This window comes from Hyphomicrobium sp. (genome assembly GCF_041659645.1).
Lineage (GTDB): Bacteria > Pseudomonadota > Alphaproteobacteria > Rhizobiales > Hyphomicrobiaceae > Hyphomicrobium_B.
The window spans coordinates 991,549-1,015,900 of record NZ_JBAZXX010000001.1 but is presented as its reverse complement, the minus strand read 5'-3'; the positions used below and the strand labels follow the sequence as shown (position 1 = coordinate 1,015,900).

Sequence of the window (24,352 nt, the reverse complement as noted above, 5' to 3'; positions counted from 1 at the left end):
CGGCGATCAACCATGTTCCCGGCCCGCCGAGCGGCACCAGATAGAGGACCGCTGATCCGCAGCAAATGCGGGTGTAACGGCGCCTGGAGCAAAATCGCCAAATGAACGTCGTCATCGTCGAATCCGCCGCTAAGGCCAAGACGATCAACAAATATTTGGGTTCAAATTACAAGGTCATCGCGTCCTACGGACACGTGCGTGACCTGCCGCCCAAGGATGGCTCCGTCGAGCCCGACTCCGACTTCATGATGCACTGGGAAGTCGATCCGAAGTCCCAGAAGATCATGCGTGAAATCGCCGAGGCGTTGAAAAAGGCCGACAAGCTGATCCTCGCGACCGACCCTGATCGCGAAGGCGAGGCCATTTCCTGGCACATCCTCCAGATCCTCCGCGAGAAGAAAGCGCTGAAGAAGGAAACGGAGGTTGAGCGCGTAGCGTTCAACGCCATCACCAAGCAGTCGATCCTCGCCGCACTGAAAGAACCGCGCCAGATCGACGAGCCCCTCGTTGACGCCTATCTCGCCCGCCGTGCCCTAGACTATCTCGTTGGTTTCACGCTCTCCCCTGTGCTGTGGCGCAAGCTCCCCGGGTCGCGCTCGGCTGGACGCGTTCAGTCCGTCGCCCTGCGGCTCGTCTGTGACCGCGAAGCCGAAATCGAGGCGTTCAAAACCGAAGAATACTGGACGATCGAAGCCCTCCTCTCGACGGCGAAGGGCGAGGACGTCCGCGCCCGCCTTGTCAATATCGCCGGCACCGCGCTGAAGAAGCTCGACATCAAGGACGAGGCGACCGCCACTGCGATCAGAAAGGCTTTGATCGGGCAGGATTTCCGCGTTGCCTCTGTTGAAAAGAAGGCGACGAAGCGCAATCCGTATGCGCCGTTCACGACGTCGACGCTCCAGATGGATGCGTCGCGCAAACTCGGCTTTTCGGCCAAGCAGACGATGCAGATCGCCCAGCGCCTTTACGAAGGCGTCGATATCGGCGGCGAGACCGTCGGCCTCATTACATATATGCGAACGGACGGCGTTCAGATCGTTCCCGAAGCGGTCAGCCAGATCCGCGACCTGATCTCGGCCGAATTCGGCCGAAACTACACACCATTTGCGCGCGAGTACAAAACCAAGGCCAAGAACGCCCAGGAAGCGCACGAAGCGATCCGCCCGACTGATCCGCGCCGCAAGCCGGACCAAGTCCGCAAGCACCTCCAAAAGGATCAGGCCGCTCTTTACGAGCTGATCTGGAAGCGCGCCATCGCTAGCCAGATGGCGGCGGCCGATATCGAGCAGACGACCGCCGAAATTGAAGTCAAAGGCAGCGACGGTAAAGTTTATGGTGTCCGCGCCAATGGCTCGGTCCTGATGTTCGACGGTTTTCTCAAAGTCTACGAGGAAGGCCGCGACGACCGGGTCCGCACCATCGAGAAGGGCAAGGACGACACGTCCGAAGACGACGACAATCGCCGTCTGCCGCCGCTTGCCGTCGGTGATCACCTCAAAGACAAAGAAATCAACGCCGACCAGCATTTCACGCAGCCGCCGCCGCGCTTCTCCGAAGCGACGCTGGTGAAGCGCATGGAAGAGCTCGGTATCGGCCGTCCGTCGACCTACGCCTCGACGATGGCGGTGCTGGTCGACCGCGATTACGTCCGCATCGACAAGAAGCGCCTCGTCCCCGAGGACAAAGGCCGTCTTGTCATCGCTTTCCTCGAAAGCTTCTTCAAGCGCTACGTCGAATACGATTTCACAGCCGACCTGGAAGAAAAGCTCGATCTCATCTCGAACAACGAGCTTGAATATAAAGTCGTGCTACGCGATTTCTGGCGCGACTTCATGGCCGCAGTCGGCGAGATCAAGGATCTCCGCGTCGGCGACGTTCTCGAAGCGCTCAACGAAATGCTCGGACCGCACGTCTTCCCGGATAAGGGCGACGGCAGCGATCCCCGCCTCTGCCCGAAGTGCGGATCCGGCCGCTTGAGCCTCAAGATCTCGGGCAAGTACGGCGCCTTCATCGGCTGCGGAAACTATCCCGAATGCAACTACACGCGCCAACTCACGCAAAACGCCGACAGTGATGCGGCCGCTCTCGACGGTAAGGTGCTCGGATATAACGACGACGGTGTCGCGGTCACGCTGCGCACCGGCCGGTTCGGGCCCTATATTCAGCTCGGCGAAGCCGTGGGCGACGAGAAGCCGAAGCGCTCGAGCATTCCGAAGGGCATCGACGCCGCCACTCTCGATTTCGAAAAAGCGATGCAGCTTCTCTCGCTGCCGCGCGAAGTCGGCATGCATCCGACGGAAGGCGGCGCGATCACCGCTGGCCTCGGCCGCTTCGGACCCTTCATCGTTCACGAGAACGACGGCGCGAAGACCTACGTCAATCTCGAAAGCCTTGAAGACGTCTTCTCCGTCGGGCTCAATCGCGCCGTGACGCTCATCGCCGAGAAGCGCGCGGGCGGCGGCAAAAGCCGCTTCCAGCGCAACGCTCCGAAGGTCGTCAAGGATTTGGGCGCGCACCCGAGCGAAGGCGGCCCGGTGCAAGTTCTCGAAGGCCGCTACGGCCCCTACGTCACACACAACAAGGTCAACGCCACCGTTCCTCGCGCCAAGGATCCGACGTCTTTGACAATGGACGAGGCCGTCGCGCTTCTCGCCGAACGCATCGCCAACGGCGGTGGTAAGAAGGGGAAACCCGCGCGCGGCGCCAAAGCCAAAGCGACCAAAGACGCAAAGCCCACGAAAGCGACGAAGACCGCTAAGTCCGCTCCGAAGGCAGAGTCGAAACCGGCCGCGCCCAAGGCCGCGAAGCCGCCTGCCAAGAAATCCGCTTCGGCGCCCGCCGGAGCAAAGAAACTCGCAAGGGCGAAGGCCTGACCGCAAACCGACGAGGCGCACAGGTGGCCCGCAAGACGATTCCGGCGCGAGCCCCCGCCAACGGTGGTCTGCCGAGCAAGGAGCAAATCCTTGAGTTCCTGAATTCCGCACCCGGCAAGGCTGGAAAGCGTGAAATCGCGCGCGCATTCGGAGTTTCGGGCGGCGCGAAAATAGCTTTGAAGCGCGTGCTCGCCGAAATGGCGGAAGAAGGTTCGCTCGCGGGCGACAAGAAACACTTGCGCGAAAAAGGCAAACTGGCGCCCGTTACCCCGCTCGAAATCACCGGCCGCGATGATGACGGCGATCTCATCGCCAAGCCCTTGCAATGGGAGGAGTCGGACGGCAAGCGCCCCCTCGTCCGAATCATCGCCGCTCGCGGTGAACGTAACGCCGAATACGGCATCGGCGACCACATTCTCGCGCGCCTCCAGAAACTGCCGCGCGGCAGCGGCGCCGCATCCTACGAAGCGACGCCGGTCAAGAAACTCCCGCGCGAGAAGCGCCGTCTCCTCGGCATTTTTCGCGCATCGAAGCGCGGCGGCGGCACAATCGAGCCGATCGACCGCAAGGAATTGAAGAGTTGGTCGATCCTACCCGGCGACATGGGCGGAGCCGACGACGGCGATCTCGTTCGCTTCCAACTCGTCCGCAGCGGCCGCTTCGCGACGCCGCGCGCCGAGATCGTCGAAAGCCTCGGCAATCCCGACGACCAGCGAAAAATCTCGCTCATCGCCATCCACGCGCATGGCATTCCGGAAGACTTTCCGGAATCCGTCTTGCAGGAATGCGAAACGCTGACGCCCCCGACGATGGATGGCCGCACGGATCTTCGCAGCCTGCCGCTTTTGACGATCGATCCGATCGACGCCCGCGACCACGACGATGCCGTTCATGCCACGCCCGACCCGGACGCCAAGAATTCCGGCGGCTTCGTCGTGACTGTCGCCATTGCAGATGTGGCGCAGTACATCCGTCCAGGATCGAAGCTCGACCGCGAGGCGCAACTCCGGGGCAACTCGGTCTACTTCCCCGACCGCGTCGTGCCGATGCTTCCCGAGAAAATATCGAACGACCTATGCTCGTTGCGCGAACTTGAAGAACGCCCCTGCCTCGCCGTGCGTATGGTGTTCGACAAACACGGCGAGAAGCGCAGCCACGCGTTCGTGCGCGCCATGATGAAATCGGCGGCGAAGCTCTCGTATCAGGAAGCCCAGGCGGCCATCGACGGCAACCCGTCAGAGAAATGTGCTCCGCTGATGGAGCGCGCGCTGCTGCCGCTTTGGGCCGCTTATCGCGCTGTCGCCACCGCGCGCAACAAGCGCGGACCGCTCGATCTCGATCTGCCCGAACGCCGGATCGTTCTCGACGACCAGGGCCGGGTCGCGCGCGTCGTTACGCCGGAACGCCTCGAAGCGCATCGCCTCATCGAAGAATTCATGATCCAGGCGAACGTCGCCGCCGCCGAGACGCTGGAGGAAAAGCGCCTTCCCCTCGTCTATCGCATCCACGATCAGCCGAGCCCCGAGAAACTCAAAGGCCTTCGCGACTTCCTCGAAACGCTCGACATGAAAATTCCGCACGCCGGCGCGCTGAAGCCGGAAGCATTCAATCGCGTTCTCGAGCAGGCAAAAGATCTGCCCGTGCCGGATCTTATCAGCGAAGTGATCCTGCGCTCGCAATCGCAGGCCGAATACAATCCGAAGAACATCGGGCACTTCGGCTTGAATCTCGTCCGCTATGCGCACTTTACGTCACCCATCCGGCGCTACGCCGATCTTATCGTGCATCGGGCGCTGATCCGCGCGCTGAACCTTGGTCCCGATGGACTAACGGACGAGGAAATCCCGCGCCTCGCGACCGTCGCAAAGGCGATCTCCGATACCGAACGGCGCGCCATGTCGGCCGAACGCGAGACCACCGATCGCCTGATCGCGGCACATCTCGCCGATCGCGTCGGCACCACATTTCACGCCCGCGTCGCAGGCGTGACCCGCTCTGGGCTGTTCGTGAAGCTCAAGGATACCGGCGCCGACGGCTACATCCCGATTTCAAGTCTCGGCAACGATTATTACCACCACGTCGAAGCCGCGCACGCGCTTGTCGGAGCCCGGTCCGGCGCCGGTTATCGTTTGGGCGATACCGTCGAAGTCCGCCTCCTCGAAGCCATACCGTCAGCAGGCGCCTTGCGCTTCGAGATGCTGACGGAACCGTCGCGCGGCAATTTCGGCGCAGGCGTTCCCAGGAACCGTGACAATTCCGGGAAGAGAAAATACGGAAAGTTTCGCGGCCAGAGGCGCTGAGGCGGCAAAATAGGATGCCCGCCATGACCTCGCCGGAACTTGACCTCGCGGCAAAGAGACGCCATCACGATCCCATGGCAAACCCAGTCGACAATATTCTTCCGCAAGACGACGGCTCGGATCGCGATTGCTGGCAAGCGCTGCGGCGTGGCTGGGGCGAACGCTGCCCCCATTGCGGAACCGGCCAGATCTACGGCAAATATCTCAAGGTCAACGACCTCTGCCCCGATTGCGGTACCGAACTTTTTCATCAGCGCGCCGATGACGCTCCGCCCTACTTCGTCATGACCATCACGGCCCACGTTGTTGTCGGCGGTATCCTCATTCTGGAACGGCTCTATTCTCCGCCCACATGGGTGCAACTCGCGATCTGGCTGCCGGCGCTCGTCATTTTGAGCCTCTGGCTCTTGCCGCGCGTGAAGGGCGCGCTGATCGGGTATCAATGGGCACTGCGAATGCACGGTTTCGGCGACCCAAGCATGGATGAGCCCGAACCATTACCGCCCTCCTCCCCCCGAGACGGCAGCCTGACACCATGACGGCGATGGCCGCGGGACGAGGGGATGACGCAACGATCGACGTCCCGATCCGCGACGCCACTTGCCTTCTCGTTGCTGACATCTCCGGCAGCGAGCCCAAATTGCTTATGGGGAAGCGTCACGCAGACCAGGTCTTCCTGCCCAACAAATGGGTGTTTCCCGGCGGCCGCGTCGAGGAGGAGGACCGGCAGTTTGCCGATCGCTTCGCTGAACCGTTTTCGCCGAACGATCTTGCCCGTGCGATCAAGCCCTTTGCGCTCGCTGGCATTCGCGAGCTTTACGAGGAAACCGGCTTGCTTATCGGCAGCGCTAACGCACTGCCCGATCCCGGCCCCGTATGGCAGACATTCGCGGCCTCCGGACAGGCACCGGCTCCGAAGCATCTCATTCCGCTGGCGCGCGCGATCACGCCGCCAGGGCGCGTCCGCCGCTATGATACGTGGTTCTTCCTCGCCAACGCGAACGCCCTGTCCGCCCCTCCCGCGGCCACGGATGGCGAGCTGCTCGATATCGGCTGGTTCACTCTACCGAAAGCTGGAAAACTCGATCTGCCCAACATCACGAGGCTCGTTCTCGATGACGTCGCCTCCGTCTTTAGAGCCACCCGTGACTTCGGAGATACGGTCGAGCCACTGCCATTCTATTATTCCGACGGCTCAACCTTTCGCCGGGACCTAATATCGTGTAAAGTCGCACCTCCGACGCCTTGACACGGCAAAGTTGGCGCGTATGTTGCGCGCTCCCTCGCCAAGCTTCTTGGCATTTTTTAGTTAAGGCCACGATCCATGGCGAAGCCAGTTACGCAGAAAATCAAATTGTTGTCGTCTGCCGGAACCGGCTTCTTCTATGTCACGAAGAAGAATCCGCGCACGTCGACTGAAAAGCTTGTTTTCAAGAAGTACGATCCGGTCGTGCGCAAGCACGTCGAATTCAAAGAAACAAAGATTAAGTAAGAGTTCGTTCGGCCTTTTTTGGCCAAAACTGACGCAAATCAATCGCTGTGATGAGGCTCTGGGTCAGTAATGTGGCCAGGGCTAAAAGCAAACTCGGCAGCGGGGTAAATCGTTCCGAGACAGCTTCACAACCCTGGCCACGACCGGGCGAGGTTCAAAGAGGGCGTTGTTCCTCACCCAGCTTCGCGATCGATCCTCCGCAACCGTTCGAGGAGGCCACTCGTGTGGTCGCTTGGTTCGATCATACCCACTCTACCAGGCTATGCGGCGGGCCCGATAGCGCGGGATTTCAAGATCGCCGTCTCACAGCTAAGGCCCGCGAGATCAGCGTCGAGTTCGCAAAATTCCTGTTTATCCCCACAATGACGCGTAGATTGGTGCCAGAATACGATCCAGAAAGCAACAACTGCTTTACTGTGTCACTGGCGCTACGATTCACGCAAGCGCTCGCATATCAAGATTTTCCCTAAGCCAAAGAAAAAATTGAATATTTGCGGAACAGCATCGAACCGGCGCGCGTCCACCGCTGTGTAAATTGCCCGAAAGCAACGCCGGTTTCAACTAAAGTAGCATTTACGCCGCGTCGGAGACGACACGATTTCGCCCTCGTCGCTTAGCGGTGTAGAGGGCGTTATCGGCGCGCTTGAACATGATCGCAGGCGTGTCGTCAGGCGTCTCCAGCGTTCCGATTCCGACGCTCGCCGTCATGCGGATATTCCGCCCGTCGCCGATCATGAACTCGTCGGACGCCACGCAAGCGCGCAACCGCTCCCCCACCTGATACGCATGTGCGAGATCGGTGTCCGGCATGATGATCACGAACTCTTCGCCGCCGAGCCGGCAGGCAAGATCGACGCCGCGCGTGTTCCGCTTAAGCCGAACGGAAAATTCCTTGAGGACGGCATCGCCGACATCATGGCCGTAGGTATCGTTCACGTTCTTGAAATGATCGATATCCGCGACGAGCATCGACAAGCTTCGTCCCGTCCGTATCGCTTCCGAAACAAGCGTCCTCAAATGCCCTTCCATGTAGCGCCGATTATGAAGCCCGGTGAGGGAATCCGTAATCGACAGCTCCACGGTCTCGGCCAAGCGATGCCGGAGAAAATCGGAATGCCGCTTGCGCCGGATCTGCGTTTTGACACGCGCGAGCAGCTCATGCTGATCGATCGGCCGCATCAGGTAGTCGTTAACGCCCATGTCAAGACCGCGAAGCAAGCGTGCTTCATCGCCCGGCTCGACCAGCATAATGACCGGAAGGTGCCGCGTCCGCTCCAGGGAACGCACCTGCGAGCAAAGCCGCAAGCCGTCCGCGCCCTGCATCGAAAGGCTGACGATCAGGAGATCGAAATTGTTTTCTGCGATCCGAACCAGCGCAGTTTGACAATCCGGCTCCAGCTGAGCATCGTTGGCGCGCGACAGCACTTCAAGCAACCGCGCCGCCGAACGCGGATGATCGTCGACCAGCAAAACGCGTCCCGACCGGGCCGAAAGCGCGCGCGCCAGCGATCCGTCGTCGGGAATGCCCATTTCCTTGCCTGTCGACGCGCGCATTATCATCTCGTCGTTCAGCATCTTGAGACGCGCGAGATTCTTCACGCGCGTCACGAGCGCGATGTCATCGACGGGCTTCGTCAAAAAATCGTCGGCGCCGCTTTCTAGACCGAGCACCTTGTCGGCAGGCTGATCGAGCGCCGTAACCATGACGACGGGAATGTGATGAGTGTCGTGGCTGCCTTTGATGCGGCGGCAGGTTTCAAATCCGTCCATGCCCGGCATCATGACATCGAGAAGCACGACGTCGACGCTCTCGCGCGCAAGAACGTCGAGTGCCTGTTGTCCGTTGTTCGCCGTCAGAACATCGAAATATTCGGCCTGAAGCCTCGCTTCGAGAAGCTTCACGTTCGCGAGAATGTCATCGACGATAAGGACGCGGGCGGTCATGGATCAAAAATCTGCAAAGGAAACTATGGCCTCGAAGACCCGATAAACTTCCGAACTGTTTCAAGAAACGAGGAAACTGAAATCGGCTTTGAGATATACGCCTCGCAACCGCCAGACCGAATTCTCTCTTCATCGCCCTTCATTGCGAAGGCCGTAACCGCAACAATCGGAATCTGACAAAGCGCATCGTCGTCCTTCAGCCATCGCGTCACCTCAAGCCCCGAAACTTCCGGTAGCTGGATGTCCATCAGGATGAGATCGGGGCGATGACGGCGTGCAAGATCGAGTGCCTCGAAGCCATTCCGCGTCTGAATGGTTTTGTAACCATGCGCAACGAGCAGATCGTTGAAGAGCTTCATGTTGAGCTCGTTGTCTTCGACGATCAGGACGGACCGCGTACCAAGCCGCGACTCCGGCACACGGCGCTCGACGTTCGCTCTGGTTTCTTGATACGTCATAGCAACCGCCCACTCTCCATTGCGGCCGTTGTGCACCGATTCTGGCCAGAACCGGCGCTCGACTTTGCCCTCGAAAGCGGTAACCAACAGTTAAAGACACATCGATGATTAGGTAACCAATATGTTCCGACCGAAAACACAGCGCCTCACCGAAGATCGGGCGGAAGCACTCGCGTTGCAGGTGCTAGCTTTCGTATTGGCCGACCCAAAGCAGATTTCGCGGTTCCTGGCCCTCACCGGAAGCACACCCGACGACCTCCGAACCGTCGCCTCCTCTCGCGAGCTGCAGCTCGCGACGCTAGATTACCTTTTGTCTGATGAAGGTCTTCTTCTGGCCTTCTGCCAGGAAGCCGGGATCGATCCCGCCACCATCGCACCGGCTCACCGGCTCCTCGCAGGGCCGACGGAGTTTTAACCGATCAGCGCGAAGTCTTGTCCGCCGCTGGGCATTTGCCCGGATCAAGGAACGTCAGCTCTTTGAGCGTGCCTTTGATCGAGAACTCGCCGTAGTCGATCTTGAGGTCACTCGTCACGCCGTCCTCGAAATAGCGGAACGACAATTCATAGGCCGGCGTCTGATCTTCACGATCCTTACCGGCATCGAAATAACTGATCGCCATCGGCCAGGACTCAACCGCCGCCAGCCGGTCTGCGCCCTTGAACGTACCGGCAGACGCCGGCGCCCCGGTCCCGAACTTTTTGCCGATGATCGTATTGGTCAGATAATATTTCTCACCCTTCTCCGAGCCGTCGTAGAGATTGGCCGCAAACATCTTGACCCCGCTCTTGGCGGCCTGGACTAAAGTCGAAGCGTGCTGCATCGGGAAATAGATGTCGGTCGGCAGAGAGACACGCTTCTTGGCTGGCTTCACGAGATCGACGCCGACAACCGGTGTCCCGCCCTTCGTCCTCAGCGCATCGCCCTGGCTCGAATCCGCAAGCTCGTCATTCTGATACTGCGTGGAGGAAAATCGGAGCTTCTTGGCGTCGGCCTCTTCCCAGCTCGAATTTCTAAGATCGCTTACCGTCTCGGCGCCGTCCTGGTTCGTCATCACGGTGACGAAGCGCATATTCTGCGTATACCCATCGCACGACGAACCTTTGAGTTCATAGACCATCCGCCCCGAGACGCCGGTGACGCCGGAGCCCGCCGACGCGTCGCCCAACGACAGGTCATAAACGGCGCGATGAGGAGCGAATGGCGTAAGGTCGGCGGCCATTGCCGAATGGCTCGCCATTTCGGAGGCGAGGGCAAAGATCGCTACCAATGCGTAGCCAAAACGCGGGATCATCGGACTTAGCTCGCTCTCAGGTCGGAGTAGTTTATAGCTACAGCACTCTAGTTGCCAGATAAAGCATTGCAAAGAGGCCGTGCGGCGGCCACAAACTGCCGGACAACCTAAACATCGAGTAATCTTTCAATGACCTCCATCGACGAGCGGCTCACTGAATTGGGCCTGAAACTGCCGGAAGCCCCGCAACCCGTCGCCAATTACGTGCCCTTTCTTCTCTCTGGCGATCAACTCTTCATATCGGGCCAGATCTCCAAGGACGGCACCGGCCGCGTGCTGATTGGAACGCTTGGCGGCGCCCTTTCCGTTGAGCAGGGCCAGGAAGCCGCCCGACATTGCGCGCTCAATTTGCTGGCGCAGGCCAAAGCCGCGCTCGGCGATCTGAACCGCGTTGCTCAGGTCTTGCGGTTGACCGGCTTCGTCGCATCGACACCTGACTTCACCGATCAGCCGAAAGTCATCAACGGCGCGTCGGATCTGCTCGTATCCGTCCTCGGCGATGCCGGCCGTCACACGAGGTCGGCCGTCGGCGTCGCGAGCTTGCCGTTGAACGCCTGCGTCGAAATCGACGCGATCTTCAAAATCCGCTGACGCCATGTCCGGCCCAGCCGATTTCTTCCGGCCGTTTGCACACCGTGGATTGCACGACGCCAAGCGCGGGATCATTGAGAATACAGGCCCGGCATTCGAGGCCGCGATCGCGGGAGGCTACGGCATCGAATGCGATATTAGGCCGATCAAGCGCGGCGTCCCGATCGTTTTCCACGATGAAACCTTGCAACGGCTTGTTGCCGCGCGTGGCGCCATTGCCGACCTCAAGGAAAGCGATCTCAAGACGCTGCGCTATCGCGACGGGGAAACGCCGATCCTGACACTTGCCGCGCTCCTCGATCTCGTCGCGGGCCAAGTGCCTCTTCTCATCGAGATCAAAAGCGAATGGCAACCGCCCGAAAAGAATTTCATCGCCAGCGTCGCATCGCAAGTTTCGAAATATCCGGGGCCGGTCGCGTTGATGTCGTTCGACCCTGCTGTCATGGCCGCCATAAGAACGGCCGCTCCCGAGATTCTCAGAGGGATCATTTCCGGAAGCTACGCGGGTGCGGGATGGTGGCCGCGTAAGATCGGAAAAGCCCGCTCCGATGCTTTGCGCGATCTGCTCGAATCCGGCCCAGCGGCTCCGGATTTCTACGCTTACGAGGTCGATGCTCTGCCGACGCCCGTCACGGAATTCGTCCGTCGGACCTCAGGCCTCCCCGTCTTTACCTGGACCGTGCGAACGGCGAAACAGCGCCGCATCGCCGAAACATGGGCCGACGCCATGATCTTCGAAGGCTTCAGACCGTAACGCGGCGGCCGCGACATCGCGCCCCCAGGCGAGGGACCGCCCTGCTCTGGGATCGCTTTGATCCTATATCAAGACGTTGCATAGACTTTGCGCCCGCGCGACAACGATCCAGATGCCGATATTTTCAGATACCGCCGTCAATCTCGTACCCTCGCTCGCGACGCTCGACGCCGCGCAATGGGATGCATGCGCCAACCCCGACGCCGCGACGTACAATCCGTTCGTCAGCCATGCCTTCCTGAAAGCGCTCGAAGACTCCCGCACCGTCGGCCGCCAGACGGGATGGCTGCCGCGCCACCTCGTCATCAACGACGAAGCCGGAAACATGTCTGCGGCCGCCCCCGCATACGTCAAATCGCACAGCCAAGGCGAATACGTGTTCGACCACGGCTGGGCCGACGCCTACGAGCGCGCAGGTGGGCAATATTATCCCAAGCTCCAGATCGCAGTCCCCTTCACGCCTGTCCCCGGCCCTCGCCTTCTCGTAAAACCCGGAGACAATGCCTGTAACGACGAACAGCTCTTGGCTGCAGCCGCCATCGAGGTCGTGCGTCAGGGCGGTCTTTCGTCGGTGCATCTGACGTTTCTCGATTCCGAAGTGGCCGCTCGCCTGAAGGCCCTCGGCTTCCTCGTGCGCGTTGGCCAGCAGTTCCATTGGCAGAACCAGGGTTACGCGACGTTCGACGATTTCCTCGGGACGTTAGCGTCGCGCAAACGCAAGGCCGTGAAGAAAGAACGCCAAGCCGCTTTGACTCCCGGCATGGAAATCGAACAGATCTCCGGAAAAGACATCACCGAAGACCATTGGGATGCGATGTTCGCGTTCTATACCGACACCGGCAACCGCAAGTGGGGACGCCCCTACCTCAATCGCACGTTCTTTTCGCTGCTCGGCGAAACGATGCCCGAGCGCTGTCTTCTCGTCCTGGCCAAACGAGACGGTCAATATATTGCCGGAGCACTGAACTTGATCGGCGGCGACTGCCTATTCGGCCGCTATTGGGGCGCGGTCGAGCACCACCCCGCCTTGCATTTCGAACTCTGCTATTATCAGGCCATCGATTACGCCATCGCCAACAAGCTACCGCGCGTCGAAGCTGGCGCCCAGGGCGAGCATAAACTTGCGCGCGGCTACCTGCCCGTCGAAACCTATTCCGCCCATTGGATCGCCGACATGTCATTGCGCCGGGCCGTTGAGCGCTTCCTTATGCAGGAGCGTGACGCGGTCGCCCAACTGAATGCCGACTTGACCGAAATGGGCCCCTATCGCAAAGACGAGGCCTAATTCCTTCTCCCATTGGAGAAGGCGCAGCCCACGGGGACTCCGCCAATGTCGTATGATACCTCGAACATCTTCGCGAAAATCCTGCGCGGCGAGATCCCCTGCCACAAGGTCTACGAAGATGCCGACGCCATCGTCTTCATGGATGTGATGCCCCAGACGAACGGCCATGCGCTGATCGTGCCGAAAGCACCGTCGCGCAACCTCCTCGATGCCGACCCGGCAGTTCTGGCCAAGATCATTCCCCTGGTCCAGAAAGTCGCCGTCGCAGCCAAGTCGGCCTTCAACGCCGACGGTATCAGCATCGCGCAGTTCAACGAGGCGGCAGGTGGCCAAACCGTCTTCCATCTGCATTTCCACGTCATGCCACGCTACGATGGCCAGCCGCTGCAAATTCACGCGCGGAAAATGGAAGACGCGGCCGTGCTCGCAGCCAATGCCGAGAAGCTCAAGGCCGCACTCGCCTGATATCCGGCACAGGCCCGAATTTCTCGTCGGGCCGGTTTGCGCTCTTAGCCAAGCCCAGCAGCGGCAACCGTCAATCGCGTCCTCTGCCGCCCTGCCTCATCGAAGTTTTCAGGCATCAGCCACGACTCGTAAACCGCCTTGAGTGCCGGCCATTCCTCGTCGAGCATCGAGAACCAGGCGGTGTCGCGGTTGGCTCCTTTGCTCACCATGTGCTGGCGGAACAGACCTTCATAGGTGAAACCAAAACGGCGCGCGGCGCGCTTGGACGGCTCGTTATCGTTGTGACATTTCCATTCGAAACGGCGATAGCCGAGAGTTTCGAAAGCGTGCTCGGCGAAGAGGTAGAGCGCTTCGGTCGCTATGCGCGTGCGTGCAATCGCCGGCCCCCAAAGGATCGATCCGATCTCGATGACGCCGTGCGCCGGTTCGATGCGCATAAACGCTTGGCGGCCCACGGCGCGGCCGCTGCTCTTATCGACCACAGCCCAGAACATCGGGTCCTGGCTCCGAGACATCGTCTCGAGCCATGGCTGCAAGTCGGCACGCGTCGCAGGCGGGCCCTCAAAAAGATAGCGGAAACGCTCATCAGCCCCGAGCGCGGCGGATTGTTCAAACAACGCATCGCCGTGCCGTACCGGATCTAGCGGCTCCAGACGCGTGTAACGGCCATCGATGACAACGCGCGAAGGGCGCGGGCGGGGCGTCCAGTGGGAGAGATCACGGCTCATGCGCCCATCGGGCCTCTGTCGAATTTTTACAGATGGACGGATCGTCTATTTCTGTTCGAGCAGTCAATAGCAGGGTTTCGACCGCTCGGAAGCCATAGCCTGCGGCGAACGCCACCTCACCTAACGTCGAGCGTGCAAAAAAGAAAACGCGCCGGGCGATGACCCGGCGCGTTGCAATCTTGAAGTTGGTTCAGCGCGGCAAAAATCCGCTGACGAACAAACTCAATCTTCCTTCTTCTTCCGCGGCACGCTTGGCACCGCGCCGGAACCGCTGGGCTTGTCGCCCTTCTCCTTCGGTCCCGACAGCGCTTTCTTCGGCGTCGCGTCGGCAAGGACCGGCTGCGGACCGTCGTCTTCGTCCGTCTCTTCGTCTTCCGGTGTTTTCATCTTCTTCGAAGGATCGAGTGGCAGGAAGTCGAACGTCAGCGTCCGGTCCGGCCCCTTGCCAGCCACAAGCACCTTCACCGTGCCGCCGTTTTCGAGCTTGCCGAACAACAACTCTTCGGCGAGCGGTTTCTTGATGTACTCCTGGATGACACGACCCAAAGGCCGGGCACCGAACTTCTCGTCGTAGCCTTTTTCCGCCAGCCAGCGCGTCGCCTCATCCGACAGTTCGATCGAAACACCGCGATCCGCGAGTTGTGCTTCGAGCTGGAAGATGAACTTCTCGACGACCTGCGCGATGATCTCGGGCGAGAGCCCAGAGAACGGCACAATGGCATCGAGACGGTTGCGGAACTCCGGCGTGAACAGCTTCGTCACCGCCTCGGTATCCTCGCCCTCGCGCTTGGCTCGGTTGAAGCCCATCGGCGGCTTGGCCATGTCGGAAGCCCCCGCGTTCGTCGTCATGATCAGAACGACGTTGCGGAAGTCGATAGACTTGCCGTTGTGGTCGGTAAGCTTGCCGTGGTCCATCACCTGCAACAGGATGTTGAACAGATCCGGATGCGCCTTCTCGATCTCGTCGAGCAGCAGCACGCAATGAGGATGCTGATCGACGCCATCTGTCAGAAGACCGCCCTGGTCGAAGCCGACATAGCCCGGAGGCGCACCGATGAGCCGCGAAACCGTGTGCTTCTCCATGTATTCCGACATGTCGAAACGCAGAAGCTCGACGCCCATGAGGTTGGCGAGTTGCTTCGCGACTTCCGTCTTGCCGACGCCCGTCGGGCCTGAGAACAGGTAGCAGCCGATTGGCTTCTCGGGTTCCCGCAAGCCTGCACGCGCCAACTTGATCGCGCTCGAAAGCGCATCGATCGCCTTGTCCTGACCGAACACGAGCCGTTTCAGATCGCGGCCGATGTGGGCGATGATTTCGGCATCGCTCTTCGTCACGGTCTTCGGCGGGATACGCGCCATCGTCGCAACGGTCGCCTCGATCTCCTTGGTGGTGATCTTCTTCTTCCGCTTGCTTTCCGGCAGCAACATCTGCGACGCACCCGTCTCGTCGATCACGTCGATCGCCTTGTCGGGTAGCTTCCGGTCGTGGATGTACCTGGCCGACAGCTCCACCGCCGCCTTGATGGCTTCGTTCGTGTACTTGATCTTGTGATAGTCCTCGAAGACGGACTTGAGGCCCTTCAAGATCTCGATGGCATCCTCGACGGTCGGCTCCTTCACATCGATCTTCTGGAACCGGCGGACGAGCGCTCGGTCCTTCTCGAAGTGCTGACGATACTCCTTGTAAGTCGTCGAGCCGATGCAGCGAAGCGTTCCCGACTGCAACGCGGGCTTCAAGAGATTGGAAGCATCCATGGCTCCGCCAGACGTCGCACCGGCACCGATAACGGTGTGGATCTCGTCGATGAACAGAACGGCGCCCGGAAAGGCCTCGACCTCTTTCATCACGGCCTTGAGCCGCTCCTCGAAGTCACCGCGATACCGCGTACCCGCGAGCAACGCGCCCATGTCGAGCGAGAAGATCGTTGCTCCCTTGAGAACGTCCGGCACTTGTCCGCCGACGATCTTGCGCGCCAAGCCTTCCGCGATTGCGGTTTTGCCGACGCCGGGATCACCGACGAGAAGCGGATTGTTCTTCTGCCGCCGGCAGAGCACCTGAATCGTGCGCATCACCTCCTGCTCGCGGCCGATCAAAGGATCGATCTTGCCGTCGCGGGCCTTTTTGTTGAGGTTGACACAGTAGGTGTTGAGCGCATCACCCGGTTTCTTCTCTTCGCTTTCCGTTGCGTTCACCTCGTCATCGACTCCCCGAACCGTGCGCGGCTCGAACATGCCGGGCCGCTTGGCGATACCGTGCGCAATGTATTGAACAGCGTCGAAACGCGTCATTTCCTGCTCTTGCAGGAAGTAGGCCGCGTGGCTTTCGCGCTCCGAGAAAATTCCAACGAGAACATTCGCCCCGGTCACCTCTTCTCGACCCGACGTCTGCACATGGACGATCGCCCGCTGCACAACCCGTTGGAACGAGTTCGTCGGATGAGCGTCCCTCGCCGACTTGGATACGATCGGCTTGAGCTCGGTATCCAAATATTCGATGAGGCGAGCTCTGAGCTGCTCGAGGTCGACGGAACAAGCGCGCATCACCGCCGCGGCATCCCGGTCATCAACCAGCGCCAAAAGCAGATGCTCAAGCGTCGCGAATTCGTGATGGCGGACGTTGGCGTACTGCACCGCCCGGTGCAGCGAGGCTTCAAGATTTTTGGAGAGCGATGTCAATCGAGTCCTACTCTTTCTCCATGGTGCATTGTAGAGGGTGGCCATGCTGGCGCGAAAAGTCCATGACCTGCGTCACCTTGGTTTCTGCGACTTCATAAGTATAGACGCCGCAAATCCCGACACCTTTATGGTGGACATGAAGCATGATGCGCGTTGCATCCTCCTGTCCCTTATTGAAAAAGCGCTGCAGTACGAGAACCACGAACTCCATCGGTGTGAAGTCATCGTTCAACAGAAGAACCTTATATAGGTTCGGCTTCTTCGTTTTGGGACGGGTCTTCGTAACAATACCCGTTTTGGACTCTCCGTCGCCGTCATCACGGCGCGGTCCATCGGGCGGTTCGTTCGCTGCCATGCGTGCAGCATCCACGAGGGAATGTATCTCCACCGTCTTCATCGCGTGCCTCGGGTAGAACCCGAATCCATCGGATCTCCTAAAGGTATCCCGCAACGTCCGTGCGTTGGAGGCAGAAAAGTTACGCCAGCCCCGCAAACGCCAGCCGGACCGGACACCCGTCGTTCTTGCCAAATGTTCAAGCTAACACCCGTGTTCTTCAAGCCCGTAATATAGGCACGCTGACGCGCAAAAAATAGAACGAGCGCAGTGACGCATCCAACAGTCCCCAAGAGATGGATCGCGTGGTGGGTTTCCGGGTGCAACCGGCGCCATCACTCCACCCATCGGCTCCGGAACACCGTGCGACGAATTCAATGCCCTCGCCCATACTTATCGAGGTCCGGCATCCGCCTTTTGCCCCGCCCGTCCAGGCCTCCTCAGACTCAAGGATAGCGCCCAATAATGGCGCGGCCAAAGAGGTAATTTTTACCCTCTTCCTTAACGCTAACGAAGTCCTCTGTTCCTACACTCGGAATGGCATCGATTAAGCGCCAAAAGTCTCTTTGACGCCCAAAAGGTGCCTAAAAACAATGCTCTTCCTTTCAGGAATGAGGGGTGGGGCGCTCACGAGAGGCCACAATTGGCCAACTCGGGAATTTGGGTGTCAGCATTTGCCGCTTATCGTGGGCGGCCAGAGGGATAAAGCGTCGTGTTGCGACGAGCGTTTGCGTGCGCATCGGCATTACTGATCGTTTTTGGCTTCGCCCAGACGAGCGCGAACGCGCGCGGAAACCGCCACGCCGCGCTAATCTTGGACGCCAATACCGGTGCTATCCTGCATAATACCGACGGCGATGCGCCACGCCACCCGGCGTCTCTCACGAAGATGATGACGCTCTATCTGACATTCGAGACGCTGCAATCCGGCCGTCTCCGGATGTCTGACAAAATCACGATTTCCGAACACGCCGCCGACGCCGCCCCGTCGAAGCTCGACCTTGATCCCGGCGATCAAATCTCTGTTGCCGACGCGATCAAGGCCATCGTCACCAAATCCGCGAACGACATCGCCGTGGCTCTCGCCGAAAGAATCGGCGGAAGCGAGCCTAATTTCGCGCGCTTGATGAACACCCGCGCCCTCGCGATCGGCATGACCGGCACGCACTACGAAAACGCCTCCGGCCTTCCCAACGACGATCAGATCACGACCGCCCGCGACATGGCGACCTTAGCTCTGCATCTGCAGGACGATTTTCCGCAATATTACCCGTTCTTTGCGACCCGGGTCTTTTCCTATGGCGGCAAATCGTTCCGCAATCACAACACCATGCTGAACAGTATGGCGGGCATCGACGGCATCAAAACCGGCTACACGCGTGCGTCCGGCTTCAATCTCGTGACCTCGCTCCGTCGCGGCGACCGTCATCTGGTCGGCGTCGTCTTTGGCGGCGACACCGCCGGCGAGCGCAATGCCGAAATGCGCATCCTGCTCACGCGGGCGTTATCGCGGGCCTCTCCGAACAAGACGCGCAAGCCGCTTATGCTCGCAAGATTGCGCAGCGAGCCGAAAATTGCCCAGCGTCCCGCCAAGCGGCAGCAGGCGATCGCCGTCGCGGAAGCAACCCGCGTGACGCCCGAACGTCCGCGCGTCCCCGAACCACCACCCGCCGCCGCGCCAGAGGAAGACTCGGAAACACCTGTGCACATTTTCAAGGTTCGCGCCGTTCCGATCAGCAACAAAGCTCGTCGTGATGCCCCATCACCCGACGAGACGACGGATATGGAAGGCACCGACCGCGCACCGGACCGGTCCGTGTCGCCGACATCCGTTCCACCTGTACGAGAAACCGTGCCCGCACTCGTCCGTGTCGGCGCGGCTTCCAAGCCGGACCGGACGCCAAACGCTCCTATTCGCGCATTCGCACCCACGAATTTGGCAGGGCCCCGCTCAGGCTCGGCCCCGCGCCCCGAAGTTCACCGCGTCGCCGCCTATGAGCCACCGCCGCCTCGGCCGTTACCTGCCAGACGCGCGGAACGGAAGAAGCAAAACGTGGCGAGCAACGAAATGCACGCGCCGCCTGTTATTCGCGGCATGCCGCCTTCGACTCTCGGCGCCCAGGCTCGCACACTTGGCGCTGCCTCCGGGCAGGAAAGTTTCAGACCACGCGACAGCGTCGCACAAGCAGCCAGCGGCCGATATGCCGTGCAGATCGGAGCCTATGGCTCGATCGACGACGCCCAGCGCGCGTTGACGAACGTCCAGGACCGTGCCGGACGGCTCCTCGCGGGCGTGTCATCGGTCACCAACCCGACGACGAAGAACGGTCAACAGTATTTCCGGGCGCGCTTCACGGGTTTCGACGCCAACCGGGCAACGTCGACCTGCAACGCGCTGCGCCGTCAGTCGGTGGATTGCTTCGTCATGGCCGGCGAGTAACGGCTTGCTCCGGCAAGCGGCCCGGTCGTAGCATCGCGGATAATCTCGCAACGCAGGGCTCATCCGTGACCGTCACCTCCACTGAATTCCCCAAGCTTGTCGTTTTCCAGGGTGTCCTCCCGCCGGGAGAAACCTATCGACCGGCCGATGATCGCGTCGTCGCCGGGAATCCCGTGCAGTTCGCCCAGAACCTGTTCCAGAGCCCGGACGGCAGATTCAACAGCGGAATCTGGAGCAGCGAACCCGGAACCTGGCGCGTCGTATTCACGGAAACCGAGTTCTGTCACATTCTCGAAGGCCTCATCATCGTTCGTGGCGACGACGGCTCCGAAGCGGCCTTCCGCGCGGGCGACGCCTTCCTCACACCCTCGGGCTTCACCGGGACATGGGAAATCGTCGAGCCCGCGAAAAAATTCTACGCGGTGTACGAGTAGCATTCCTTACTTGAGGTCTGGCCTGCACCGCCGACACAGGGCCGCACTGCGGAGTCGCAAGTGTCAACAAAAACTTCATCCCTTGCCGCTCAGCAGCGTGTAATTGCCGCCGGTCGCGGTGATGTCGGTTGAGCGCGTCCGCTCGGTCGCAAACCGCGCGAGATAGTTCGGACCGCCAGCCTTCGGCCCAGTGCCCGAAAGCCCCTCGCCGCCGAATGGCTGCACCCCAACCACCGCGCCGATCTGGTTGCGATTGACGTAAAGATTGCCGACGTGCGCGTTCTCCGCGACGTAATCGGCAACGCTCTCGATCCGGCTATGCAGCCCAAGCGTCAACCCGAAACCGGTAGCGTTGAGCGCCGCGATCACCTTGTCGATGTGTCCGCGTTCGTAGCGGACCAAGTGAAGGATCGGCCCGAACACTTCGCGATCGAGTCTGTCGAACCGGTCGATCTCATACAGTCCCGGCGTCACGTAAGTCCCGGCCCGGCAACTTTCCGGCATCGCCAGATCGATGATCTCGCGGCCCTCGCGCAGCATGAGAACCTTATGGCTCTCCAGATTGTCTTGCGCGGCTTCATCGATCACCGGCCCGATATCGGTCGCATAGTCGAGCGGATCACCGACATCGAGAGCCTCGATGGCTCCTGCCAACATGGATCGGATGCGCGGCGCGTTATCGTCCTGCACGAACAGAACGCGCGCCGCCGAGCACCGTTGCCCGGCGCTGTCGAACGCCGACCGCACCACGTCGCGCACGACCTGCTCCGGCAACGCCGAGGAATCCGCGATCATCGCGTTGATGCCGCCCGTTTCGGCAATGAACGGCACGATGGCGGCGCGGCGATCGGCCAGCGCCCGCTGAATGGCCCACGCGGTGTCGTTCGAGCCGGTAAAGGCGATGCCTTGGATCCGCAGATCCCTGACCAAAGCCTCGCCGAGCTTGCCGCCGCCCGTCACGAGCTGCAGCGCCTCGCACGGCACGCCCGCTTCATGCAACAGCTTGACGGTAAGAAAGCCCGAGATCGGAGCTTGTTCCGCAGGCTTCGCGACGACCGCATTCCCGGCCGCAAGCGCCGCCGCAACCTGCCCGACAAAAATTGCGACCGGAAAATTCCATGGCGAGATGCAACCGAAGACGCCACGTCCGCGAAGCGTCAGCGTATTTTCTTCGCCCGTCGGACCTTTGAGCACGATTGGATTGGCGAACAGCCGGCGTGCTTCAACCGCGTAATAGCGGAGATAATCGACCGCCTCGCGCACTTCCGAGTGCGCCGCGTCGATCGTCTTTCCGGCTTCCCGAATGAGCGCCGCCATGAGCGAAGCGCGATCGCGCTCGAAAAGATCCGCCGCGACGTCAAGAATGCGCGCACGTTCGAGAGCGTCCGTCTTCTCCCAGCGCGGCGCTGCGGAAACCGCCGATGCAATCGCGTCTTCCAGATGCTGCGGCGTCGCGAGCCGCACCGTGCCGATACGGTCGCGATGATCGTGCGGCGAAAGCGAAATCGTCGCCGCGTCGCCGCCCGCCGTCACCACGCCATTGACGATGGGTCCGGCCGAAAACGGCGTCTTCAAAACTTTTGCGATGTCGCTTTGAAGCGCCTCCCGCACGCTCTCTTCGGCGAGCGCCAGTCCCACGCTGTTCTTGCGTTCCGGCAGAAAGATATCGCGCGGCCGCACGGCGAGTTTCGGCCGCTCGCCCGAATTGAATTCGCGGTCCGCGATCTCGACCGGGTCGGTGATCATCTCCGAAATCGGTGTTTCCTCGTCGCCCAAGCGATTGACGAACGAGGTATTGGCTCCGTTTTCGAGCAGACGCCGCACGAGGTAACCGAGTAAATCTTCATGTCCGCCGACCGGCGCATAGATGCGGCACGCACGGCCGAATTTACCGTCGCCAACGACCTGCTCGTAAAGCGCTTCGCCCATGCCGTGCAGCCGCTGATATTCGAATTCGACCGCGCCACCCGCAACCGACGCCGCCGCGACCGTATGCGCGTTATGCGTCGCGAACTGCGGAAAGAACGCCACCGGATCGGAGATCAAAAGCCGCATCGCCGCGAGATAGGAAACGTCGGTGTGCAGCTTGCGCGAGAAGACCGGATAGTCATCGAGCCCGCGTTCCTGCGCCCATTTGATTTCACTGTCCCAGTACGCGCCTTTGACGAGACGAACCGGGATGCGCTTCCCCGTCTGCCCGCTCAGGTGCCGCAACCACCGCAACATCGGGATCGCGCGCTTGCCGTAAGCTTGGACCGCGATGCCAAGGCCGTTCCAGCCGTCGAGATGCGGACTAATAAACGTGTCCCCGAAGATATCGGCCGTCACATCAAGACGATCCTGCTCCTCCGCGTCAACCGTCAGACCGAGACCTTTCGCCCGTGCCGCGCGCGCCAATGTGAGCAGCTTGGGAGCAAGCTCCGCTCGCAGGCGCTTCTCTTTGCCCGGCTCGAAGCGCGGATGCAGCGCCGAAAGTTTTACCGAGATCGACGGCCGCGCGAAAATCGCGTCCGCATGTGGCGTGGTATAAGGCCCGGCATCAGCGCCGACCGCATCGATAGCAACCATATAGCGCTGGAAATAGCGTTCGGCATCTTGCTCGGATCTCGCAGTCTCTCCGAGCATGTCATAGGAAAAGCGATAGCCCTTCTCCTCGAAGGCATGTGCCCGCGACAAGGCACTTTCGATGGTCGAGCCGAGCACAAATTGCTCGCCCAGCAGCCGCACCGCATGGCGAACGGCAAGGCGGATGGTGCCTTCGCCCGAACGGGCCACAAGCCGCTTCATCGCCTGCAGCGGATTGGCGCCCTTGGCTTCTTTCAGCCGCATGATGCGGCCGGTCAGCATCAAACCCCACGTCGAGGCATTGACGAAGAGACTATCGGAATGGCCGCGATGTTTCTCCCAAGCGCCGCCCGAGATTTTATCGGCGATGAACGCGTTCGCGGTCTCGGCGTCGGGAATGCGCAGCAGCGCTTCCGCCAGGCACATCAGAATGATGCCCTCGTCCGTCGCCAGCCCATACTCGTGCATGAAAGCGTCGACGCCGGCATGACTTGCCTTGGCGGCGCGCGCGGTATGCACGAGGCGGCGCGCGACATCCGCGGTTCGCCGGCGCTCATCCTCGGTGAAAAGCGCGCGCTCGATCAGTGCCCCAACGAGGCGCTGCTCATCCATAAGATACTGCGCTGCGAACTCGTCCCGGTTGGGGAGACCCCGCTGTGTCACGCTGTCCTCACGCCGCAATGTCGCGACCATACTGTTCCCGCTGATATAGGGCGTCCGAAGCGATTCGCCCGTTAACGGATATTAGCAGATCGCCAATCCAGCGCCTCCCCTTCGCACGCGGGCACACTCCTTCCCCCTTGACGGCTCGCTCGTTATCCCGGCACCACTGCCCAAAATGAAGCTCGGGGCCTGTTCCTTTGTCCGATACAGTCAAGATTGTGCGAACCGTTAGCGACCTCAGGAAAGTCACCGCCAAGTGGCGGGGTCGCGGCCATACCATCGGTCTCATACCCACCATGGGCGCCCTCCACAGCGGACATCTTTCGCTCGTCAGACTGGCGAAGAAGAAGGTCGACAGGGCCGTCGTGTCGATTTTCGTCAACCCGACTCAGTTTGCCGTAAATGAGGATCTCTCCCGGTATCCGCGCGATGAAGCCGGCGACCTGAAGAAGCTCGCGGGCGCCGACGCCGATCTCGTCTGGGCGCCAAGCGTCGAAGAGATGTATCCGGAAGGCCATTCGACCGGCATCCGTGCGGGGAGCGCAGCCAAGGATCTCGAAGGCGTCTTCCGTCCGCAGCATTTCGACGGGGTCGCGACGGTCTGTGCCAAGCTTTTCAATCAGGTGACGCCCGATATCGCCATTTTCGGCGAAAAGGACTTCCAGCAATTGACCGTGCTTCGCCAGATGGTCCGCGACCTCGATATGTCCCTGAAATTGATCGGCGCACCGACGAAACGCGATACCGACGGCCTGGCGCTTTCGTCCCGCAATGCCTATCTCTCGCTGTCCGAACGCAAGGTCGCGCCATCACTTTATGCTGTAATCTCAGCGCTCGCCGAAGATGCTGCCAATGGCGCCGACATGCTGACGACGATCGCTAACGCCAAGCGCAAGCTCACAACGGCCGGTTTCACGAAAATCGACTATGTCGAAATCCGCGATGCCGAAACACTCGAGCCTGGATCAACCGCAAGTGGCCGTCCGCTGCGCGTTCTCGCGGCGTGCTGGCTCGGCAAAACCCGGCTGATCGATAACGTCGCAGTCTGATCCGTCACC

At 60.7% G+C, this 24,352-nt stretch carries 20 protein-coding genes; 13 read left to right on the top strand and 7 right to left on the bottom strand.

Going from position 1 to position 24,352, the window contains the following annotated elements:
- Positions 1-101: 101 nt before the first annotated feature.
- The 5 genes from topA (at position 102) to rpmG (ending at position 6,665) form a co-directional block, all read left to right on the top strand.
- The gene (gene topA / locus WC811_RS04710) at positions 102-2,873 is read left to right on the top strand and encodes a type I DNA topoisomerase (protein ID WP_372641484.1); all 2,772 of its coding nucleotides are present in this window, start codon (positions 102-104) and stop codon (positions 2,871-2,873) included.
- A 23-nt stretch (positions 2,874-2,896) separates the two neighbouring features.
- Positions 2,897-5,173 (top strand): ribonuclease R, encoded by a 2,277-nt coding sequence (gene rnr, locus WC811_RS04705; protein WP_372641482.1) that lies wholly within the window; start codon positions 2,897-2,899, stop codon positions 5,171-5,173.
- A 23-nt stretch (positions 5,174-5,196) separates the two neighbouring features.
- Positions 5,197-5,712 carry a DUF983 domain-containing protein gene (locus WC811_RS04700; protein WP_372641480.1) on the top strand — a complete coding sequence of 172 codons (516 nt, stop codon included), beginning with the start codon at positions 5,197-5,199 and terminating at the stop codon, positions 5,710-5,712.
- On the top strand, positions 5,709-6,422 hold the full coding sequence (locus WC811_RS04695) for an NUDIX hydrolase (protein ID WP_372641478.1): 714 nt from the start codon (positions 5,709-5,711) through the stop codon (positions 6,420-6,422). The genes WC811_RS04700 and WC811_RS04695 overlap by 4 nt, the downstream gene beginning before the upstream one ends.
- A 75-nt stretch (positions 6,423-6,497) precedes the next feature.
- On the top strand, positions 6,498-6,665 hold the full coding sequence (gene rpmG / locus WC811_RS04690; RefSeq protein ID WP_045836778.1) for a 50S ribosomal protein L33: 168 nt from the start codon (positions 6,498-6,500) through the stop codon (positions 6,663-6,665).
- A 573-nt stretch (positions 6,666-7,238) separates the two neighbouring features.
- On the opposite strand, the gene WC811_RS04685 is transcribed toward rpmG, so the two are convergent.
- Entirely contained in the window at positions 7,239-8,609 is a 1,371-nt protein-coding gene (locus WC811_RS04685) for a PleD family two-component system response regulator (RefSeq protein WP_372641476.1), read from the bottom strand.
- Between the two features lie 23 nt (positions 8,610-8,632).
- Positions 8,633-9,067 carry a response regulator gene (locus tag WC811_RS04680; protein WP_372641474.1) on the bottom strand — a complete coding sequence of 145 codons (435 nt, stop codon included), beginning with the start codon at positions 9,065-9,067 and terminating at the stop codon, positions 8,633-8,635.
- 121 nt (positions 9,068-9,188) lie between these two features.
- On the opposite strand from WC811_RS04680, the gene WC811_RS04675 reads away from it, so the two are divergent.
- Positions 9,189-9,482 (top strand): DUF3572 domain-containing protein, encoded by a 294-nt coding sequence (locus WC811_RS04675; RefSeq protein ID WP_372641473.1) that lies wholly within the window; start codon positions 9,189-9,191, stop codon positions 9,480-9,482.
- Between the two features lie 4 nt (positions 9,483-9,486).
- Here WC811_RS04675 and WC811_RS04670 read toward each other — a convergent pair whose 3' ends face one another.
- Positions 9,487-10,359 carry a cell envelope integrity EipB family protein gene (locus WC811_RS04670; protein WP_372641471.1) on the bottom strand — a complete coding sequence of 291 codons (873 nt, stop codon included), beginning with the start codon at positions 10,357-10,359 and terminating at the stop codon, positions 9,487-9,489.
- Between the two features lie 129 nt (positions 10,360-10,488).
- On the opposite strand from WC811_RS04670, the gene WC811_RS04665 reads away from it, so the two are divergent.
- The 4 genes from WC811_RS04665 (at position 10,489) to WC811_RS04650 (ending at position 13,454) form a co-directional block, all read left to right on the top strand.
- A complete protein-coding gene (locus tag WC811_RS04665; protein WP_372641469.1) occupies positions 10,489-10,950 on the top strand; it encodes a RidA family protein in 462 nt (153 codons plus the stop codon).
- 4 nt (positions 10,951-10,954) lie between these two features.
- Positions 10,955-11,704: a glycerophosphodiester phosphodiesterase family protein gene (locus WC811_RS04660; RefSeq protein ID WP_372641467.1), complete on the top strand. Its 750-nt coding sequence runs from the start codon at positions 10,955-10,957 to the stop codon at positions 11,702-11,704.
- 112 nt (positions 11,705-11,816) lie between these two features.
- On the top strand, positions 11,817-12,989 hold the full coding sequence (locus WC811_RS04655; protein WP_372641465.1) for a GNAT family N-acetyltransferase: 1,173 nt from the start codon (positions 11,817-11,819) through the stop codon (positions 12,987-12,989).
- A gap of 45 nt (positions 12,990-13,034) precedes the next feature.
- Positions 13,035-13,454, top strand: coding sequence for an HIT family protein (locus WC811_RS04650; RefSeq protein WP_372641463.1), 420 nt, complete (start codon positions 13,035-13,037; stop codon positions 13,452-13,454).
- 44 nt (positions 13,455-13,498) lie between these two features.
- Here the strand turns inward: WC811_RS04650 and WC811_RS04645 are convergent, their stop codons facing one another.
- From WC811_RS04645 to clpS, 3 genes are all read right to left on the bottom strand, one after another.
- Positions 13,499-14,182 (bottom strand): GNAT family N-acetyltransferase, encoded by a 684-nt coding sequence (locus WC811_RS04645; RefSeq protein ID WP_372641461.1) that lies wholly within the window; start codon positions 14,180-14,182, stop codon positions 13,499-13,501.
- 222 nt (positions 14,183-14,404) lie between these two features.
- Entirely contained in the window at positions 14,405-16,858 is a 2,454-nt protein-coding gene (clpA, locus tag WC811_RS04640; protein WP_372641459.1) for an ATP-dependent Clp protease ATP-binding subunit ClpA, read from the bottom strand.
- 7 nt (positions 16,859-16,865) lie between these two features.
- Positions 16,866-17,213, bottom strand: a complete 348-nt coding sequence (gene clpS / locus WC811_RS04635; protein WP_372641756.1) for an ATP-dependent Clp protease adapter ClpS — start codon at positions 17,211-17,213, stop codon at positions 16,866-16,868.
- A gap of 691 nt (positions 17,214-17,904) precedes the next feature.
- Between clpS and WC811_RS04630 the strand changes: the two genes are divergently transcribed.
- A complete protein-coding gene (locus tag WC811_RS04630) occupies positions 17,905-19,632 on the top strand; it encodes a D-alanyl-D-alanine carboxypeptidase (RefSeq protein ID WP_372641457.1) in 1,728 nt (575 codons plus the stop codon).
- A gap of 65 nt (positions 19,633-19,697) precedes the next feature.
- Positions 19,698-20,066, top strand: a complete 369-nt coding sequence (locus WC811_RS04625) for a cupin domain-containing protein (RefSeq protein WP_372641455.1) — start codon at positions 19,698-19,700, stop codon at positions 20,064-20,066.
- A gap of 75 nt (positions 20,067-20,141) precedes the next feature.
- On the opposite strand, the gene putA is transcribed toward WC811_RS04625, so the two are convergent.
- A complete protein-coding gene (gene putA, locus WC811_RS04620; protein WP_372641453.1) occupies positions 20,142-23,324 on the bottom strand; it encodes a bifunctional proline dehydrogenase/L-glutamate gamma-semialdehyde dehydrogenase PutA in 3,183 nt (1,060 codons plus the stop codon).
- A gap of 167 nt (positions 23,325-23,491) precedes the next feature.
- On the opposite strand from putA, the gene panC reads away from it, so the two are divergent.
- A complete protein-coding gene (gene panC, locus WC811_RS04615) occupies positions 23,492-24,343 on the top strand; it encodes a pantoate--beta-alanine ligase (RefSeq protein ID WP_372641450.1) in 852 nt (283 codons plus the stop codon).
- The last annotated feature ends 9 nt before the right edge of the window (positions 24,344-24,352 follow it).